The organism is Leadbetterella byssophila DSM 17132, from assembly GCF_000166395.1.
Classification (GTDB): Bacteria; Bacteroidota; Bacteroidia; order Cytophagales; family Spirosomataceae; genus Leadbetterella; species Leadbetterella byssophila.
In genome coordinates, this window is record NC_014655.1 from 2071955 (window position 1) to 2092316 (window position 20362).

The window sequence follows — 20362 nt, forward strand, 5'->3', positions numbered from 1 at the left end:
TTTTCTTCATTTATTTAGTGAAAGGCTGAACACCTGTATGATAAAAAATGAAACCGTAAATATCTGCCGTTAATTCAAGCATCTTTTGGGTATTACTTGAACCATGACCGGATTGCGTTTCCACCCTGATCAACAGAGGATTTTTACTGGACTTACCAGCCTTTTCTTGCAAGGTTGCCGCATACTTGAAAGAGTGCGCAGGAACCACCCTGTCATCATGATCTGCTGTAGTTATCAGTGTAGCCGGATAATTCACACCCTCCCTAATATTATGCATAGGAGAATAAGCATAAATGGCTTTAAACTCTTCCGGATTATCCGCTGAACCATAATCGGCTACCCAGTTCCACCCAATAGTAAACTTATGGAAACGAAGCATATCCATAACACCCACCTCTGGAATGGCTACTTTCGCCAAATCAGGTCTTTGGTTTACTACAGCCCCAACGAGCAAACCTCCGTTAGATGCTCCCCTGAGCGCCAAATGCTCGTTATCACAGAATTTATTTTGGATTAAATATTCTGCTGCTGCTATAAAATCGTCATAAACATTTTGCTTTTTTAACTTGGTACCCTGTTCATGCCAGCTTTCCCCGTATTCTCCACCTCCTCTGATATTGGCTTGAGCATAAACTCCGCCTTCCTCTAAAAACGGGATCAACATGGCTGAAAATGCAGGTTGTAGAGTTACGTTAAAACCTCCATATCCATAAAGCAAGGTTGGATTCTTTCCGTTCTTTGGAGTACCTTTTTTATAGGTGATAAACATGGGCACCTTTGTCCCGTCTTTGGACACGTAAAATACTTGTTCCGTCACAAATGCTTCAGGGTCAAACTTTACTTCAGGCTTTCTATATCTTGTAGATTTTCCAGTCTTTAGATTGTAGATATACGTAGTAGATGGATTTGTGAACGAAGTAAAATAATAAAATACCTCTTCATCTGTCTTCTTACCTTGGAAACCGCCTGCAGTTCCTACACCCGGTAATTGAACCACCTCTTCTAACTGTCCTTGGAGATTCAATCGCTCTACCCTTGTGGTCACATCCTTGAGATATGCCACGAATAGTTTCCTACCAGCAGTACTTACAGAAACCATGGGTTCTTTCCTTTCAGGTACCATTTCCTTCCATGCTTTGGACTGTAAATTATAACTTAAAAGCTTATCATTAGGTGCTTGATCATTCGTTTGAATAATGAGCTCATCTCCCTCAGAATAAACCACGCTATAACTTGAATTACCTACCTCTGCGATGATAGGCGAAAAATTCTTCTCTCCTTTACGTTTGTAATAAAGGGCATTCCCTTTTAATCCTTTGCCTCTATCTGAAATACTCAAGAAAGCTAAATCCTCATCTTCAGACGTATACAAATAATGGAATCTTCTGGGCTCCTCTTTGTTTTCATAGATCAAAATATCCTGGTCTTGAGAAGTGCCTAAACGGTGATACCATACCTGGTGATTCTCGTTCACGGCAGCAAGGGCACTACCTTCCGGCTGAGGATATCTACTATAATAAAAACCATCCCCTTCCCATGCTAAACCTGAAACCTTCACCCACTTCAAGGTATCGCCCATGGTTTGCAGGTTCTTCATATCCATGAGGTAAACGGTTTGCCAATCTGAGCCCCCGTGCGTCAAGGCATAAGCTGCATAAGAACCTGCTTTATTTAACACGAATTGTGCTAAGCCGGTAGTTCCATCCTTGGATAAAGTATTAGGATCCAAAACCTTCTCTACAGTCTCGCCCTTTTGCCTATAGAGAACATATTGATTTTGGAGTCCGTCGTTTTTATAAAAATAATTCCATCCCCCTTTTTCCGTAGGTGCTGAATACTTGGGATAATTATACACCTCCTGTAGACGTTTAAGAAAAGAGGTTCTAAAGGGAATCTGGTCCAAATGTTTTTGTGTTAATGCATTCTGAGCTTTTACCCATTTTTCCGTCTCCGGAGATCTGTCATCTTCTAACCAACGATAGGGATCAGACACTTGTACGCCATGATAGACGTCTATTTGTTCTACTTTACGAGTTTCAGGATATTTCATCTGTGCGTAAATGGCTGTACTTAAGCCAATCAAGGGTAGTAATAAGATTTTTTTCATTAAGTAATAGTTTTCCTTTGCAAAACTAGAAATTCCCACCCTTTGTCCAAAAAAAATGCAAGAGAATACAACCTTTTCCATTGAAAAACATCTAAGTGAAAAACCTTTTGTTACAAAGGTCCGTTATTACATTTGTACAAGAATACATAACTGGTTACATATGCGCCTATTTCTGCTTGGTCTTATATTGATCCACTTTTCTGCTATAAGTCAGCGTACCGTACCTCCGGGACTTCTGAAAAATTGGAAAAAAACAGATATTACGAGAATTGACGGAAGTCCCTATTATGACCCTGAAACACTCAATGTAGATTTTGATCTGAACTTCGTTTCGAAAGATTCAGTAGATCTTTTCAATAGCGGGCGCTTACAGCGGATTCGCTATCAAGTCTTAGAGGACAGTATCATAAAAGTATCTACTTTGAGAATGAAGATAGAAGAACTATCTGAAATCAAACTGGTATTGACCGCATTAGAATCAGATGAATTAGATTTCCGACTAATCCTTTCCCCAAAACACCTATATGACCTAACGTATACCCCAGAGGCTTATAAGGCGAAGAACGGAGAAGTCGTATTTATTTCTGAATCAGGCAGAGTGGAACCTCAGTTTCGCCATAAAACCATGACACCCGTAGATTTCATCTTTGAAAACTTCGGATTTCCAGAATATAGAAAAGGAGGATTTGTGGTAAGGTTTGTAGTCACTTCCAAAGGAGACGTTACAGGAGTAAAGGTGGTAGCCTCTTCGAACAATAGATTTAACGACAAATTGATACAAGCTGTATTAAAGACAAAAGGACTTTGGGAGCCGGCTGAATTCAAAGGAGAAAAGGTTAGCGTGGAAATGGAATATGACTTTAATCTGGGTTATGAAGACAGAAAGATTACTTCTCAAGTAGATTCTATTGCTTATAGCAAGATGTACTTAGATTATGGAACAAACTTTATTAAGGATGGTGCCTATAGAAGTGCATTTAACTACCTAAAGAAATCTATAGACTATAACCCCCTGAATATAGACGCCTACTTTAAACATGCAGAAGTATCCTTTGCTTTGAAAAGAAAAGAAGACGGCTGTGAAAGTCTCTCGTATTTACTTCTTTTGGAACAGAAGAAAGCCGTACCATTGTACGAAAAATACTGTAAATAGCACTTATAAGGGCAGATAGCACTGCCCTTTCCCGTTCAGGGAAACATGCATACCTTCCAATACCTGAGCTTACTTATCAGGATAAAAATCTATTTATTTCTTTAATCTGCGGATGCATCGTCCTATCTTTACGATAAGATGGGAGAATACTGCCCTATCACATCATTTTATTATCTACTATGAAATTAAACGTTACTGCTAAGATCTTCATCGGCATGGCTCTTGGTATAATTGTGGGTTACATCATTAACCAGAGCTTTTCTTCAGAATCAATTGAACAATGGAGCAATTACCTTAACCTATTAAGTACCATCTTCCTTCGCCTGATCAAAATGATCATCGGGCCACTAGTGTTCTCTATTTTAACCGTAGGTATCGCGAAGCTTGGCGACTTCAAACTCGTAGGTAGAATAGGACTTAAAACCTTAGGTTACTTTTATTTCGCCACAATTCTTTCATTAATTACAGGTCTAATTGCGGTGAATATCCTTAAACCTGGCGCAGGAATGCATGGAAAACTTCCTGATGCAGGAGTGTCTACGGGGATAGAATCAAAGAAAATGACCATCAATAACTTTATTGAGCACTTAATCCCTGAAAGTATTTTCGAAGCTTTAGCTACAAATGAAATCCTTCAAATTGTAATCTTTGCTATTTTCTTCGGAATTGGTACAGCAGCTATAGGTGATAAAGGCAAAGTGATCATCAAAGGACTAGATTCTATTTCCGAAATCATGTTCAAAGTAGTGAACTACGTTATGGAATTTGCTCCGTACGCCGTATTTGGTGCGGTTGCCAGAGTAGTGGCACAAAAAGGCTTAGGAATTCTAAGTGATTATCTATACCTGATCATTTGCTTCTTCGCTACACTTATCTTCTTCCTTGTAGTGGTATTGCCGGCTATTTGTTTTGTGGCCAAAGTTCCTTACTGGAAATTGATGTCATACGTAAAAAATGCCCTTTTCCTATCCTTCGGAACCGCAAGCTCTGAAGCTTCAATGCCTATGCAGATAGAAAAATTGAAAGAATTTGGAATTCCTGAAAGGATAGTCAGCTTTGTTTTACCCCTTGGTTATTCCTTTAACCTAGATGGGTCAATGATGTATATGACCTTTGCCACGGGTTTCATCGCTCAGGCCTATGGCATTGATCTCTCCTTAGGACAACAAGTCACCATGTTATTAACACTTCTTATCACTAGTAAAGGAATTGCCGGAGTTCCTCGCGCTTCCCTAGTGGTTATCGCCGGAACCATGGCCATGTTTGACCTACCAGCAGAAGGACTTGTTCTTCTTTTTGCTGTAGACTGGTTGTTAGACATGGGTAGATCTGCAACATCCGTAGCCGGAAATGCCGTAGCTACTGCAGTGGTGGCGAAGTGGGAAGGAGAATTGAAACCTAACGCCAATTAAATATGAAAAGAATCCTTGTACTACTCCTCCTTTTGCCCGGGGTTATCCTAGCGCAAAAGGACAAGATCTTAGTGAGCGACTTGACTAAGATCCAACAAGTAAGCGGTATTACAGCCGCAAAAAACAAAGTCGTATACACCGTTAATTCCATAGTCAAAAACGAGGACAAGCCTCTGGAATATGACTATATCAATAAACTTTATCTCCTTTCTGAGGACCGAAAAAGCAGTATTGCCCTAACTCAAGGTAAGGAAGGAGTGGGTCAGGCAGAGATCTCTCCTGATGGCAAGATGATAGCTTTTGTACGAAGAGTTAAAGACAAATCACAAATCTTTATCTTACCTCTTTCAGGCGGTGAGCCTTGGCAACTAACCCACTCTAAATACGGTGCTAGTAGCCCTAAATTTTCACCGGATGGTAAAAGAATTCTCTATAGTGGCGGTATCCGTTTAGAGGAATTAGTGAATGACTCTCTTCTTAACCCACAAAAAGGACTTCCCGCATTTTCACTGGAAAAGCCTGGATTTGAAAAAGATTCCTACCTGTTAAAGGGATCTAAGGTAAAACCAAATCCCGATGGAAACCTAGAGGAAATTAGAGCATACCTAAACAAAAGCACGGAAGACAAGAAAACTAGAGTATTTACGCGCTTGAATTTCCAGGGTGAAGCAAACTTAAACGGGGATATTTCCTTCTCTCACCTTTTTGAAATCGAAGTAAAAGAAAATGCTCAGGCAAGAGCCCTGACTTCAGGTTTTGCCTCGTACAATGGTGCAAATTACGCTCCTGATGGTAGAAGCATATTTGTAAGTACTGCAAAGGATGCAGATGAACATCCGGATAGAGAAAGTGAAAACAAAATTGTTCAGATCCAACTATCTGACCTTTCTCAAAAAGTCATTCTTAGTAAAAACGAGACGGCATTTAGAGGCTTCTCTCTATCCCCTTCAGGAAAAAAAGCGGCAACCGTCATTTCTGGCACCAACGGCCTATCATACGGTAAACTTGCTATTGTCAATTCTGATGGAAGCCAACTGAAAGAAATCGACTTTGATCGTGTGCCTTCTGGCTTCAATTGGACACCAGATGAGAAATTCTTGTATTTTACAGCACAATCCAATGGAGGTAGTCCTATCTTCCGATTAGAATTAAGCAGCGGTAAAGTGACCCGTCTAACCGACTACGATACCGGAATCGCCCAACTAACCCTTTTAGATAGCGGAGAATGGGTATATGCAAGAACAGGGGCTGATAACCCTAATGAACTTTATATTGCCTCTGCGGACTTAAAGACAAAAACTCGAGTATCTGATCTTAACGATCATTGGTTGAAGAATAAAATCCTAAGCGTTCCTGTAAAACAGATCTACAAGAACTCTAAAGGACAAGACATAGAGTTTTGGGTAATGAAGCCTGCAAATTATAAAGAAGGCCAAAAGTATCCTGTAGTACTTCAATTACACGGAGGACCTACGGCGATGTGGGGACCGGGAGAAGGCTCTATGTGGCATGAATTCCAATACTTTGCTGCTATGGGCTATGGCGTAGTTTTCCCTAACCAAAGAGGATCAGGAGGCTACGGAAAGGACTTCCAGTTCTCCAATTATAGAGATTGGGGAAAAGGACCTCAAGAAGATGCTTTAGGAGCCCTGGATATGGCTTGCAAAGAGTCTTGGGTTGACAAAGATAAATTAGTGATCACAGGAGGTTCTTACGCCGGATATTTGACGGCTTGGATTATCGCCCACGATCATAGATTCAAAGCAGCATTTGCACAAAGAGGAGTATATGATTTAAGTACATTTATGGGAGAAGGAAACGCCTGGAGATTAACTCCTAACTATTTCGGACTTCCTTGGGAAAAAGAAGAAGAGACTAAAATTCGCGAAAACTCTCCTTTTACCTATGTTGATAAGATTAAAACTCCTTTCTTAATCAAGCACGGAGATAACGACCTAAGGACAGGGGTTATCCAATCAGAAATGATGTACAAAAGCTTGAAATACCTAGGTAGAGATGTAGAATACGTGAGATATCAAGGTGCTACGCACGAACTTTCCAGAACAGGTAATGTGAGGCAAAGAATCGATAGAATCTTGAGAATTCATGAATTCTTCCAGAGATATATCTAAAAAAAGGTGGTCTAATTTGGACTGCCCCCCAAAAGTTGGAGGGTTAAAAATTAAGTTTCTGAGAAATGAGTTCGATATTGAATCGGGCTCATTTTTTTTAGGTTTGACTTTATTCTTTCATGATTGTAATAGTAAATATAGTTTTTGATTTGATTCTTTAGCTCTTCTATGGAGTCGATTTTCTGGATGTAAAACATTTCTGCTTTCAGTGTTCCAAAGAAGTTTTCAATAATGGCATTGTCTAAGCAGTTGCCTTTTCTCGACAAGCTCTGAACGATTCCCTTTTTCTTGAGTAGAGATTGGAATTGTTTCATTTGGTACTGCCAGCCCTGATCAGAGTGCAATAGTAGCTGAGTGCCGTTAGGGATCTTTTTGAATGCCTTTTTGAGCATATCTACTACCTGGCCAAAAACAGGACGTTCACTTAACTGATAATTTCTTGATTATAAAGATCCATAATGGGTGATAAATAAAGTTTTTTGTCTCGAACTTTAAATTCTGTGATGTCTGTTACCCATTTCTGATTTGGCCGATCCGCTTTAAAGTTACGTTGTAAAATATGAGGTGCTATTTTACCTTGATCTCCCCGATACGACTGGTATTTCTTCCTTCGAATCAAGCTCTTCAATCCCAATAAACTCATCAACTTTAAAACCGTTTTATGGTTGATGATCCGGCCTAGCTTTCGCAGCTCATCTGTAATCCTTCTGTAGCCATAACGCCCTTTATGCTTATGATAAATGCATTTAATGAGCTCCTTTAGCTCACGGTACTTGTCGCTTTTACTGCAGAGTTGATGATAATAAAAGCTACTTCTAGCCATATGAGAGCAATCTAACAATAACTGTAGATTAAACTCTGGCCTTAATCTTGTATGGCTTTTGCGATTGTCCGCGGCGTTGTTCCTCCTCGGCTTGAATTAAGGCTCTCAACTTTTTTAGAAAAGCATTCTCACAACGTAAACGTTCGTTTTCTAATTCTAGCTCTTCTAATCTCGTTAAAGGTGCTTTGGGTTTGCGATTCATAGTTATGGGACGGCCTTTGGGTTTGCTTTCTAAACCGTTGATACCAAAGGTAGCAAAATTCCTTTGCCAAGTGATTATGGTTGAGTCACTTGGAATACGAAATCTCAATCGCGCATCCTTTAAACTTAAATTCTCATTTTCGATAGCCTTTAAAACATTGAGTTTAAAAGATGAACTATAAGTCCGATTGCTCACCTTAGGTTCCAGACCTTTTAAACCACCTATTTCATACTCTTGTAACCACTTCCGTAAAAGAACTTCGTTAATCCCCACGCTGTCACTTACTCTTACTATTGATTGATGTTTTTCTAAAACATCTTTTACACATCTTAGCTTAAACGCTAGATCATACTTTACTTTCCTGCTCATAAAAATGCCCCAATTAGTGTCTAACTTTTTGGGGGCACTCTAATTCTGACCACCTTTTTTGTTTACCCCTTCAAAGGTCATTTTCACCGGAAGTATATTACCGTCTTCATCAAATTCCATTTTATCTATACAAGTTACCCGCGCATTTCTATCCGTTTCTCCTAAAGGCCTTCTGTGGTAAATAATATACCAATCCTCTCCCACATTCAATACGGAATGGTGACCAGCCCCGGTGGCTATTTCAGGATCTTGTTTAAGGATCACTCCTTTCCTCTCAAAAGGCCCCCAGGGATTATCACTAATGGCATAGGCTACAGCATAATTCGGTCCCGTCCAGCCACCTTCTGACCACATAAAATAATACTTCCCGTCCTTTTTGAAAAACATAGGCCCTTCAACGTAATTTTCAGGAGTTATCTCTTTAAATTCTGTAGTAAATCCTGTAAAATCATCATTCAGTTTTGCCATAACGCAATGTTTCCAGCCTCCAAAAACCAGGTAGAAGTCTTTGCCGTCTTGAAAGACAAATTGATCGATAGGTTGTGCACCATGATGAAAACGATCCACCAAAGGTTTACCTAAGTGATCTTTATAAGGTCCCTCAGGTTTGTCAGCCACCGCCACTCCTATTCCTCCTATTTCATTATCATTTTGAATATCATTCGCACCAAAGAAAAAGTAATATTTCCCATCTTTCCGTATTATGGAAGGTGCCCACATGGCTCGCTTAGCCCATTTCACCGCTGAAGTATCAAGAATTCTCTCATGTTTCTTCCAAGTTATAAGATCTTGCGAGGAAAATGCATCAAAATATACCTGCTTTTCATAAGGTGCAGAATAGGTAGGATATATCCAATAGGTCTGATCAAAGATAATGGCTTCAGGGTCGGCATACCATCCCGGTAATATGGGGTTACCTGATTTTTGTGCTTGTGCGGAAAAACTTAATCCTAACCATAAGAAGTACTGTATGATTTTCATGATGAATAGATATTTTGCCCGTGAATATAGGTAATAATAAAAAAACACCGGTAGTAAAACCACCGGTGTTTAAGATTACTTACATATATTTTTTGAAAGATAGGAATTATTTCTTCACTTTAACTTTTGCTGTTAAGCACTTCTGATCAGGACATACGGTAATAGGTTCAAAGTCATGATCATCCTCATCTCCACCTTTTTTACCGTCTTCGTTGATCTCATCATTCTTAGCTATGCCATCATTGTCCTTGTTGTCATCAGGAGTAGAATCAATATCCGTGCCACCTTCTGCTTTTGCGATCTCAGCATAGTTATTTATAACTGGTCCAACTGCATCATCGTTAAGTACGAAGGTGATCGAAACGGTTTTCTGCTCACCTGCACCTAAGAAGCTGATAGCATTGATCCATCTTCCTTTTGAACCGTCCAAGGTCCAATTGGCATCAGTCAAGGTTAATCCTGTAGGGATGTAATCTACCAAATCAATATTAGTAGCATCCACATTTCCTTGATTAAACACTGTGATTTCAAAGGTTACACTATCACCAGGTTTAAAGACATTCTTCTGACCGGCTTTTAATGTTTTACGTAGGGCTAGATCGAAGATTCCTTCTTTAACTTTTACAGTGATCTCAGAAGCCTTCTTACAATTCTCTACTATACATGCCGCATAATAGGTGGTGGTGGTCATTGGTGTTACTGAAACGCTAGCACTTGTGCTTAAGACGTTAGTTAGTGCACTGTCAGTGTACCAAACCAATGTACCTGTTTCACAATTTCCGTTCAACACACTGCTGTTTCCTTTAATTATCTCTTCAGGAGTTGCAGACAGAACCGGCGCAGGGTAATCTGGAGTTACGGTGATCACAGATTCCGCAGCCCCACTTGTACACTCACTATTTACACAAACCGCATAGTACGAAGTGCTTGCAGTCGGAATAAATGTTAACTGCGTAATTTCTTGTGTCAAAGCTTGATCACTATACCATTTCACCGTTCCACTAGTACAAGTCGCTGCTAGTGTAACAGACTCCCCAATACAAACTTTGTGAGGTCCGGTGCTTGGAGCAGCAGGTTTCTCCTGACGAGTAACATTAGCTATTGCTGTGCCTTCACATCCTGTCACGGAATTCACCACTCTTACGGTGTATTGTCCAGCCAAACTAACTGTGATAGTATCACCCACGGCAGTAAAGCCATTTGGACCCGTCCACATGTATGTTGCACCAGGAGTACCAGTAGCCACTAGTTTACCTTCTGTTTGGTCACATAAGATCACCAAATCTTTCGTGCTTACCGTAGGAGCAGTCTTATCTTCTACTACAGTTATCATATCTGTTGCCGTACAACCATTTGAAGCCGTTACCACTACAGAATATACTCCCGGAACAGTAGTTACAAAGCTTCTAACCGTATCTGCTGGCTGAGCAACTCCTGTAGGAACTGTCCAGTGATAAGAAACGGCATTCACAGCTGCTGCAGCCACAGTAACTTCCCTTACATTACAAGTCAGTTTACCCGCTTCAAGTACCACTGTAGGTTTGTTCGTATCTCCCGTTACCGTAGTAGTGAAGTTCTTAATACATCCGTTCGAGTAGGTTACCGTTACGCTGTAAGTACCCGCTTGAGTAGCTGTGTATTCTCTACCTGTACCTACTGTTGCTCCGCCGAAGCTCCAAGAGTATGTAGCTCCTGCTACTTCTGAAGCTGTTAATTTCACTGAGGTTACATCACAAGTAAGTACGCCTGTGTTCACTGTTACGTCCGGAGTATTCTTGTCTTCAGTTACCGTAGTAGTGAAGTTCTTCGTACATCCGTTCGAGTAGGTTACCGTTACGCTGTAAGTACCCGCTTGAGTAGCCGTGTATTCTCTACCTGTACCTACTGTTGCTCCGCCGAAGCTCCAAGAGTATGTAGCTCCTGCTACTTCTGAAGCTGTTAATTTCACTGAGGTTACATCACAAGTAAGTACGCCTGTGTTCACTGTTACGTCCGGAGTATTCTTGTCTTCAGTTACCGTAGTAGTGAAGTTCTTCGTACATCCGTTCGAGTAGGTTACCGTTACGCTGTAAGTACCCGCTTGAGTAGCCGTGTATTCTCTACCTGTACCTACTGTTGCTCCTCCGAAGCTCCAAGAGTATGTAGCTCCTGCTACTTCTGAAGCTGTCAATTTCACTGAGGTTACATCACAAGTAAGTACGCCTGTGTTCACCGTTACGTCCGGAGTATTCTTGTCTTCGGTTACCGTAGTAGAAGCAGATGTAGACTCGCAACCTGTAGATCCTACTTTAACAGTCACGCTATAAGTTCCAGGAACAACAGCAGTAAATGATGCAACATTCCCCGGATTTGAAGCTCCTGCTGGTACGGTCCAAGTATAATTCACGCCGGAACTTGGACTTGCTGTTGCCGTAATTAAGGACCCACCAGCACAAGTTATAGAACCCGAATTATTAACAGTTACAGTAGGTTTAGGATTAACCGTCACCTTTGCCGTTGCCGTCTTTTCACAATTATTTGCTGACTTACACGTAACCGTATAATTCGTAGTGGTGTTCGGAGTTACAGTGATACTAGCTGAATTTTGTCCTGTATTCCAAGTTACACTGGTACCGCTACATACTGCGGTTAGTGTCACACTTTCACCCGCACAAATGGTCTTATCTTCTACTGTTACTGTAGGAAGATCTTCTACCGTCACTTTCATGGAAACCCATTCACTACTACAAGTGCTTTGGCATTTGGCCCAATAGTTCGTAGTAGTTGTTGGACTTACTGAAGTTCCAGAAATAGGAGTAGTTTTATCGTCTTGATACCATTTTAAAGTAGTTCCTGTTGCACAGCTTCCAGGAAGAGTTAAGCTGCTACCTTTACAAATCAATTTATCAGAAATGCCAGTTGGCTTATCTGCTCTCGGAGTAACGGTCACCTTTGCCGTTGCGGTAGCTTGGCAATTATTAGCGGTCTTACAAGTTGCCGTATAATTCGTAGTGATGTTCGGAGATACAGTGATACTAGCTGAATTTTGTCCTGTATTCCAAGTTACACTGGTACCGCTACATACTGCGGTCAGTGTCACACTTTCACCCGCACAAATGGTCTTATCTTCTACAGTTACTGTAGGAAGATTTTCTACTGTAACAGTCAAGGACACAAAGTCACTATTACAAGCAGCTTCACATCTTGCCCAGTAAGTAGTAGTACTTGTAGGATTTACATTTAGGTTTGTTACTAGGGTTGTTTTATCGTTTTGATACCACTTAATGGTACTGCCTGTTTCACAAGAGCCGCTTAAATTCGTTCCTGATCCTTTACAGATAGTCTTATTGGTTACACCGGTTGGAGCATTTGGAATAGACTCTTTGGTAATAGTAACACTAAACTCTTTGGTACATTTGGAATCTGTAGTATTTACATCCTGTACCTTTACAGTATAAGATCCTGAAGTAAGATTTGTAAAAACATTAGAGTCTTGCCCTGCACTATAAGCTGCGCTGCCTTTCTTTATGTAATACTTGAACTGTCCAGAACCCCCTGAAGCAGTTACAGTGATCTTACCATTTTTATCCGTACAATCTGCATTAACTTTAACAAAAGAAGTGTTGACAGCATCATAACAGTCTATAGTTAGAATGTTATTCGTAAATTTCAGAGCTGTACCATTTGCGTAACCTACAATTCTGAGATATTTAGTATTATTTGGTATAGTTCCTGAGATGGTATACGTTTGGAAATTGGCATACGCCGTCAAAATCGTCTTCTTTGCAGTAGTTGAAATCTTATTATTATTAGCATCATAGAATTCTAGCCACATTTGAGCGTATCTATTCGTACCGTTATAATAGTTATGGTGTGTGGCTGCTGAAGCTGTGAATACGTAAGATTTACCTGGAACAACACCGTCTACAACATTTTGATAAACATAATTATCTCCAAAGTAATCATTCCAGTTTAACTGACCTACTTTCCTAACTCCTATTGACCCTCCAAAATTATGCTCAAATACCCCCCAACTTACATCTGAACGTGATTTAATAACTTCCCAGTTTGCAGTGGCATTTGATGCGGCAAAATTAGGGTTATATACCAAGTTCTTGGATTCACAACCCGTACATTCAGTAGGGGGAGTTATTGTAGATTTGTGCAGTTGGAAATGCACTTCTCCACCTTCCATATAGAAGCTATCTGCTATAATCTGACCTTCTACGTATCCTTCCCTTTTATCAATATTAATTCCAGGAGCTAATATAGACCCTACTATAGTTCTTGAACCTACCAACTTCAAAGTCTTTCCTTGTCCATTATAGAAGTTCCAAAGAATATATTGGCCATGCGCCTTATCCACTCCATTTAGCATCATGTTAGGGGAATTCCATGTAAAATCTGCACCTTGCATATTTACATTAATCACCATGGGAGCATTTGCAGATGGCACTGCTGACCATTGCAGATCCCCACTTGCTGAGTAATCTTGTAATTGAGTAGCTGTAATGTTTAAGACATTATTGGTATTAGAATTAATGTTTAACCTATACTTATTCCCTTCATAATTGATCACATTAACATTTGAACTTATATTGCTCAATGCATTAGAATAGCTCTGAAACTGATTAAATACACTAGTAAAATTAAATTCACTACTAACATCACTTTTTATGGAAGTTTCAGATTGATTCTGATTAATGCGGATATGAACATTATTATTCGTTGCGTTGGATGCCACAATCTGTCCTTGATAGACATTGTTTTGGTCCTTATACAACTTTGAATCCTTCAGATCCTTAATCTTAACATACCTATTGCTGTTCACATCGACCTTGCCGCTCTGATAGGTAACCCCATCATTAACGATAAGACCCACTGCTTGAGCATCAGATCCATGTTTAAAGGTCTCAGTCCCTTGGGCTATATTCACCTGAACGTTACCGTTTATGGTGAGTCTTCCACCTACGGCTACGCCTCCTTCCACATCCCCGGAAGTCACCTCAAACGCACCCTTGGTGATTACATTAAACCCTCTGGCTGGCTCAATAGGGTTAAATTGAGCGTATGCTGATGTAACCATCAGAAGGTATACCAATAGGAATTGGCGTATCCACTGCGCTGAATTAGTAAAGTTTATCATTGTAATGTAATTGTATTTCATATCCTTAAAGTATTAGTGGTTCCACTCCTCAAATCAGCCCACAGCTTTACAGTATCACATTCAATTCAATTTTTATGCCAAAAAGTGATTTTTTGTAAAAAACTTTGGTACACAAGGCTTTTACCCCTCTTTACACGTACCTTTGTACTATGATTAGAGCTAGGCAATTAAAGGATTGGTTACCCATCACAAAGAAGGAAATAGAAATGAGGGGATGGAATGAAGTGGACGTAATCATCGTCTCAGGCGATGCCTACGTGGACCATCCCTCCTATGGAACCGCAGTGATAGGTAGAATTATTGAAAGCGAAGGATTTAAAGTAGCTATTATTCCTCAGCCCAACTGGAAAGACGACCTCCGTGATTTCAAAAAGTTCGGTAGGCCAAAATATTTCTTTGGGGTAACTGCCGGATGTATGGACTCCATGGTTAACCATTATACCGCAAACAAACGCCTCCGCTCAAACGATAGCTACACGCCCGGTGGCGAGGCAGGTTTCCGCCCTGATTACGCTACGGTAGTATATACAAAAATCCTAAAGGAACTTTACCCGGATGTACCCGTATTAATAGGAGGTATAGAAGCTTCATTACGAAGAGTAACCCACTACGATTACTGGCAAGATAAACTCCTCCCTACCATCCTTGAAGATGCCCCTGCAGATTTACTCGTGTACGGGATGGGAGAACAACCCCTGCGAGATATCCTCAAAGCTGTTAAAAGCGGTGTTCCTTTATCTGAAATAAGGGAAGTCCGCCAAGTAGCCTATATGGCTCCCCATGTTCCGGAAAGTCCAGATTGGAACACTGTTGAACTTGCTTCACACGAGGATTGTCTGAATGACAAACTCAAGTACGCTGCTAACTTTAAAATAGTAGAAGTAGAGTCCAATAAATGGCAAGCCAATAGAATCATTCAGAAAGTAGGCCAAAGAACTCTCGTCATCAATCCTCCCTATAAGATCATGACAGAGGAAGAAATGGATGCGTCCTTTGACCTGCCTTATACCAGAATGCCCCATCCCAAATACTCTAAAAGAGGTCCTATACCATCTTATGAGATGATTAAATTCTCTATTAATATGCATAGAGGATGTTTTGGAGGATGTAGCTTCTGTACCATTTCTGCTCACCAAGGAAAGTTCATTGCATCGCGTTCTGAGCAATCTATCCTAAAAGAAGTAGATGAACTGGTAGCTCACCCTGAATTTAAAGGCTACATTTCTGACCTAGGTGGACCATCCGCTAACATGTACAGAATGAAAGGAAAAGACGAAAGCATCTGCAATAGATGCCAGGCTCCTTCCTGTATACACCCGGTCATCTGCTCTAACCTGGATACCTCTCACAAGCCTCTCACTGAGATCTATAGAAAGGTAGATGCCCACCCTGGTGTGAAAAAAGCATTCGTAGGATCAGGTATCCGTTATGATCTATTGGTCGACGACTTTAATAAGAATAACCAGGACGGAAACCACGATGAATACATGGAACAATTGGTTACCAGACACGTTTCCGGCCGACTGAAAGTTGCCCCAGAACACACCTCTGACGCTACGCTGAGAGTAATGCGCAAGCCTTCTTTCAAGTACTTCCATAAGTTCAAAGAAAAATACGATAAGATTCAGGAGAAACATTCCCTAAAGCAACCGCTAATTCCTTACTTCATCAGTTCTCACCCAGGCTGTGAAGAAGCGGATATGGCTCACCTGGCCGCTGAAACTAAGGATATGGGCTTCCGACTAGAACAAGTTCAAGACTTCACCCCTACACCTATGACCGTAGCTGAAGTCATCTACTATACAGGGGTACATCCTTATACTTTGCAACCGGTAAAAACGGCCAAGTCTCCAGAAGAGAAACAAGTACAGAACCGCTATTTCTTCTGGTATAAACCGGAAGTGAGAAACTGGATAAGAAACAGGCTAACTAAACTTGGAGAAAAGGATCTAGCGAATAAGCTGGTGGGAAATACTTACAGCCATTCTGGAAATACTCCAAAACAACATAAGAAAAATAAGAGTAAGAGACGTTAATCTCTTACTCCTTTTATAAATTCCTGTATTCCTGCCTCCAGATCCGAAGCGGACGCTTCCAATACTCTAACAAACTGGCTTCCTATAATGGCTCCGGATGCATGCTTTGAAGCCCTTTGGAAACTATCCTTGTCTTTGATACCAAATCCTACCAATTGAGGATTCTTCAAACCCAAAGACCTTACTCGCTCAAAATACGCTTCCATCTGATCATTCACGCCTGATGTAGCACCGGTAACACTGGCAGAAGAAACCATATATATGAATCCGGAAGAATTCGCATCTATCTCCTTAATCCGCTCATCAGATGTTTGAGGAGTAATCAAGAATATGTTCAATAGACCATACCTTCTAAAGATCTCTTCGTACTCACCTTTGTATTCATCCAATGGCAGATCAGGAAGTATCAGCCCGTCTACTCCGATCTCTTTACATTTGGCACAAAACTTCTCAATGCCATACTGATAAACTGGATTCAAATAACCCATCAAGATCACCGGAATAGTAATACCTTCTGAGCGCATAGTGGCCAATTGGCCAAAAAGCTTCTCTACACTCATTCCCTGATCCAAAGCACGTTGATTTGAAGCCTGAATGGTCTCCCCATCTGCCACAGGATCAGAGTAAGGCATACCTATTTCTACCAAATCCACACCGGAGCTTTGTAAAGCTTTCAAAATGACTCGCGTATCTTCAGGACCCGGAAATCCGGCCGTAAAATATATACTCAGTATCTCTCCTTTCTTATCTGCAAAAAGCTGCTCTATTCTATTCATGATATATCACATGCAGTAGCGTCTGCCCTACTGCCTTAAGCGTATTCTTATCTATGTTCTCTAATTTATCAGATGTAGTATGCCAATGTGGGAAGAAATCTCCAGTACCTGCACCTTTCATTCTATAATCAATGATGTCAATCATAGGAATTCCCAGGTTCTTGATCACAGGAACATGGTCATCTGTAATAGCTCCTCCAGCACTATTGATAAAGAGATTTCCATAACCCAATCTGCTTGCCGTATCCCATACTTTTGCCAAAATGCTTGGGGCTACCGTTGAGGAATATTGTTCGTGGAAAAACTGTGCATTAGCAGCACCTACCATATCTAATAATATGCCATAAAATGCAGTATAAGGCTTCTTATGAGGATTCTTCGACCAGTAATCAGAACCAAGACAATACCCTCCATATTCCAAATCTACCTTCCCTTCAAAGGTATCCGGAGCACCCCAATCTTCCACATCAAAGAACACAATGTCCACACCCACATTTACCGAATCTTGAACCAAATTCCTGGCCACCTCTAATAAAACACCTACTCCACTAGCACCGTCATTTGCCCCATCTATGGCTTGATCCTTCACACTTTCATCCTGATCAGAAATAGGGCGAGAATCCCAATGAGAGGCCAATAGTATTCTCTTTTCCGCTTCCGGCTTATAAGAAGCCACTATATTGATTCCGGGAACCACTTTCCCACTATATAACTTTGCATCAAAACGTTGCTCATACACTTCCCAACCTAGCCCCTTCAATTTTGCGCTTAACCACTGAGCACATTGAGTTTGCGCCTTAGTCCCGGGAACTCTTGGACCAAAAGCCACTTGCTTAGCCACATATGTAAACGCAGAGTCAGGGTTGAATTGCGGTACCTGTACTGTAGACTGTTCTACCACGGCTTCCTGCGTTTCAGCATCTTTCTCAGCCTTTTTACAGGATAAAACACTTCCTGCAATCAACAGACTGAGGAGAATCTTATAGTTCTTCATATTGCTTTCTTGTTTGGACAAAAATACCTTTTTTTTATAGAAGTCCCGTCAAAAAAAAGCCTTCCCTGTTAGAGGAAGGCAAAACTCACCTAATTTCTTTTTTATTTGATGACAAAGGTAGTCTGTCCTACTCTGAAACCTTCAGCATATAGTTCTACCTTATACTGACCTTTTTCGTACTTCTTATCTCTATCATACACAAAATCCACCGTCTGAAGATTATTCGTATAGGTGACAGTTTGCTTTGCCGTATAAACGGTCTCCTTCCCTCCGAATAGGAAGGTTCCTGAACCCAATGCCATGTCCGCTATCACATTGCCCGTTGGCTCTAACAAGCGCATATAAATAGTCTTGGGCTCTTTCTTAGTCAGTGGGTTCTCCGCTAATTTGAAAGAAACTTTGATCCTATCCACCCTTTTCGACTTGAATTCGTCCCCGTCTCTTTCTTTCCCTTTACGATTTATTGCCGTAACCAAATAATTCACAGGTCGTAAAGCAGCACCTATCGTTACCTTTTCGTTCAACTGCTTATTGGATTCAGCGTAAAGGTTAACGGTATCCGCCAAAGCCATTTTCTGACGTTGCAATTCATCATTCGAATCCTTTAAACTCGCATTGGTTCGATTCAATTCTTTATTGATACCGGTCAACTGCTCATTCTCAGCCCTTAATTTCTCAATCTCCACCTCCTTTTGGCGGATAATCTTCTCATAGGCTTTGATCTTCTCTTGATACTCCTGCATATTCACGGAGTTCGTATGCATCAGATTTCGCTTATCCGTCTCGAGGTTCTTACGAATAGCTTCAAGTTCATCTATTCTACCTCCTAAGGCAGCTAATTCTGAGATCTTGATATCCAACTCTCTGGCAATTGAATCCAGGCGGAAGTTCGTTTGAATGATTTCTGAAGTCTTTAATTCTATCTCCCTCGACTTCTCATCAACATTCTGTTTCTCCTGAAAATAAAGGAACCCGAAAAACCCGGCTATGGCTAAAGCCAGGACTAAACCCGCCTTTACTACGGAATTGTTATTCTCCATTATATACACGTAATTTCTACAAATCTAAATAATATTCTGAATATCAAGCTGAGGAATGAGCTTCAAGTCCAAAAAAATACATTGCATGTTTTGAATTCTTCTAACTTTATTAACTTTGCGAACAATTCGGGATGTAGCGCAGCCCGGTAGCGCATCCGTCTGGGGGGCGGAAGGTCGCAGGTTCAAATCCTGTCATCCCGACATCACAGGACAAGTGAGATTTATTCTCGTTTGTCCTGTTTATATTTTTGACTAACGCATTGTCTACCATATAAATAAACCGTACTGCTTTATTCACCCTGCCGGTTAGAAGTGAACTTTTTTCAAAATGCATTTTGTCGGGGAACATCGAACCAATCAGCCGCCGTTTCTTCTCTGTGTCTGCGGTTTCATAGATATAATATGCCCGCAGTAGCGTATCTATTCCTTTATCCAGCAGGTCTTTCATGTTGACCTCCGAGTGAGAAAGCCCGCTTATCCGGGCTTGCAGCTTCTCTACCTTTTGATTATAGTCTGATTTCATTTCCCTGAAATCTTCCGGTTCGATTTGCCTGGAGGATAACAGATCACATATATAAGACAGCTTATCTTACAGCTCGCTGAGCTGCCTCAGAAGTTGTTTTCTGTCATCCTGTCCGTGAGCAGTCCGCCCGTGCCAGGCTTCCTCCAAACTATCTTATTCAATTCGGCCATTTCCGGGCGCGGAATATATTTCTTCAGTTCGTAAACAGACTGCCGGTTAATTTCATCTGCACTGTACCTGAATTTACAGCCCGCAAAACAGTGATAATACGAATAATGCCTGTAGCGCCCCTTTGCTAAACTTCCCGTCAAAATTTTGTCGCATTCCGGACATACCAGAAACCCTCTTAAGGGCAGCACTGAATCTGTAAGCACCTTTAACCGGAACTGCTTCCGTTTTCGGCCATCCAGTACATCCTGCACGCGATAAAAGAGATCTTCGGTTATTAGTGATTCATGAAGACCTTTAACAAAACGGCTTTCATCATCTTTGTATTTGGGAATAAATATCTTGCCGCAGTATAGAGGGTTCCGGATAGCAAACCAGAAAAGGCTCTTAGTGCCGGAAAATCCCTTTTCCTTCCCCAGTTTAAAGATTTGCTCGGTATTGTATAGCCCCGTGGCTATCTCCTCAAAAGACCAGCGCAAAATGCCCGCTTGCGGTTCATG

General features: G+C 40.9%; 14 protein-coding genes and 1 tRNA gene. 5 read left to right on the top strand and 10 right to left on the bottom strand.

From position 1 onward, the window contains the following. Positions 1–10: 10 nt before the first annotated feature. Complete coding sequence (locus LBYS_RS09730) at positions 11–2107, bottom strand: prolyl oligopeptidase family serine peptidase (RefSeq protein WP_041824483.1); 2097 nt, start codon at positions 2105–2107, stop codon at positions 11–13. A 160-nt stretch (positions 2108–2267) separates the two neighbouring features. On the opposite strand from LBYS_RS09730, the gene LBYS_RS09735 reads away from it, so the two are divergent. The 3 genes from LBYS_RS09735 to LBYS_RS09745 all read left to right on the top strand — a co-directional run bounded on the left by LBYS_RS09735 (position 2268) and on the right by LBYS_RS09745 (position 6804). Beyond that, a complete protein-coding gene (locus LBYS_RS09735; protein WP_013408708.1) occupies positions 2268–3260 on the top strand; it encodes a TonB family protein in 993 nt (330 codons plus the stop codon). A gap of 179 nt (positions 3261–3439) precedes the next feature. Further along, positions 3440–4672 carry a dicarboxylate/amino acid:cation symporter gene (locus LBYS_RS09740; RefSeq protein WP_013408709.1) on the top strand — a complete coding sequence of 411 codons (1233 nt, stop codon included), beginning with the start codon at positions 3440–3442 and terminating at the stop codon, positions 4670–4672. Positions 4673–4674: 2 nt separating this feature from the next. Further along, entirely contained in the window at positions 4675–6804 is a 2130-nt protein-coding gene (locus LBYS_RS09745; RefSeq protein ID WP_013408710.1) for a S9 family peptidase, read from the top strand. A gap of 50 nt (positions 6805–6854) precedes the next feature. On the opposite strand, the gene LBYS_RS19080 is transcribed toward LBYS_RS09745, so the two are convergent. From LBYS_RS19080 to LBYS_RS09765, 5 genes are all read right to left on the bottom strand, one after another. Then, entirely contained in the window at positions 6855–7196 is a 342-nt protein-coding gene (locus tag LBYS_RS19080; protein WP_148225799.1) for an IS3 family transposase, read from the bottom strand. Positions 7197–7228: 32 nt separating this feature from the next. Beyond that, positions 7229–7627 carry an IS3 family transposase gene (locus tag LBYS_RS19085; RefSeq protein ID WP_148225800.1) on the bottom strand — a complete coding sequence of 133 codons (399 nt, stop codon included), beginning with the start codon at positions 7625–7627 and terminating at the stop codon, positions 7229–7231. A 28-nt stretch (positions 7628–7655) separates the two neighbouring features. Continuing rightward, on the bottom strand, positions 7656–8198 hold the full coding sequence (locus LBYS_RS09755) for a helix-turn-helix domain-containing protein (protein ID WP_013408711.1): 543 nt from the start codon (positions 8196–8198) through the stop codon (positions 7656–7658). A 39-nt stretch (positions 8199–8237) separates the two neighbouring features. Next, positions 8238–9179, bottom strand: a complete 942-nt coding sequence (locus LBYS_RS09760; RefSeq protein WP_013408712.1) for a glycoside hydrolase family 43 protein — start codon at positions 9177–9179, stop codon at positions 8238–8240. A gap of 106 nt (positions 9180–9285) precedes the next feature. Beyond that, on the bottom strand, positions 9286–14325 hold the full coding sequence (locus LBYS_RS09765; protein ID WP_013408713.1) for a collagen-binding domain-containing protein: 5040 nt from the start codon (positions 14323–14325) through the stop codon (positions 9286–9288). Positions 14326–14474: 149 nt separating this feature from the next. Between LBYS_RS09765 and LBYS_RS09770 the strand changes: the two genes are divergently transcribed. Then, on the top strand, positions 14475–16361 hold the full coding sequence (locus LBYS_RS09770; RefSeq protein WP_013408714.1) for a YgiQ family radical SAM protein: 1887 nt from the start codon (positions 14475–14477) through the stop codon (positions 16359–16361). On the opposite strand, the gene trpA is transcribed toward LBYS_RS09770, so the two are convergent. From trpA to LBYS_RS09785, 3 genes are all read right to left on the bottom strand, one after another. Further along, the gene (gene trpA, locus LBYS_RS09775; RefSeq protein WP_013408715.1) at positions 16358–17137 is read right to left on the bottom strand and encodes a tryptophan synthase subunit alpha; all 780 of its coding nucleotides are present in this window, start codon (positions 17135–17137) and stop codon (positions 16358–16360) included. The two genes, LBYS_RS09770 and trpA, sit on opposite strands and share 4 nt — an antisense overlap. Continuing rightward, positions 17130–18131: a M28 family peptidase gene (locus LBYS_RS09780; protein ID WP_013408716.1), complete on the bottom strand. Its 1002-nt coding sequence runs from the start codon at positions 18129–18131 to the stop codon at positions 17130–17132. The genes trpA and LBYS_RS09780 overlap by 8 nt, the downstream gene beginning before the upstream one ends. Before the next feature lie 101 nt (positions 18132–18232). Next, entirely contained in the window at positions 18233–19171 is a 939-nt protein-coding gene (locus LBYS_RS09785) for a DUF8428 domain-containing protein (protein WP_013408717.1), read from the bottom strand. 127 nt (positions 19172–19298) lie between these two features. Here LBYS_RS09785 and LBYS_RS09790 point away from each other — a divergent pair. Continuing rightward, positions 19299–19372, top strand: a tRNA-Pro gene (locus LBYS_RS09790). A gap of 408 nt (positions 19373–19780) precedes the next feature. Here LBYS_RS09790 and LBYS_RS18290 read toward each other — a convergent pair. Continuing rightward, the gene (locus LBYS_RS18290) at positions 19781–20341 is read right to left on the bottom strand and encodes a recombinase family protein (protein WP_049781354.1); all 561 of its coding nucleotides are present in this window, start codon (positions 20339–20341) and stop codon (positions 19781–19783) included. Between the last annotated feature and the right edge of the window lie 21 nt (positions 20342–20362).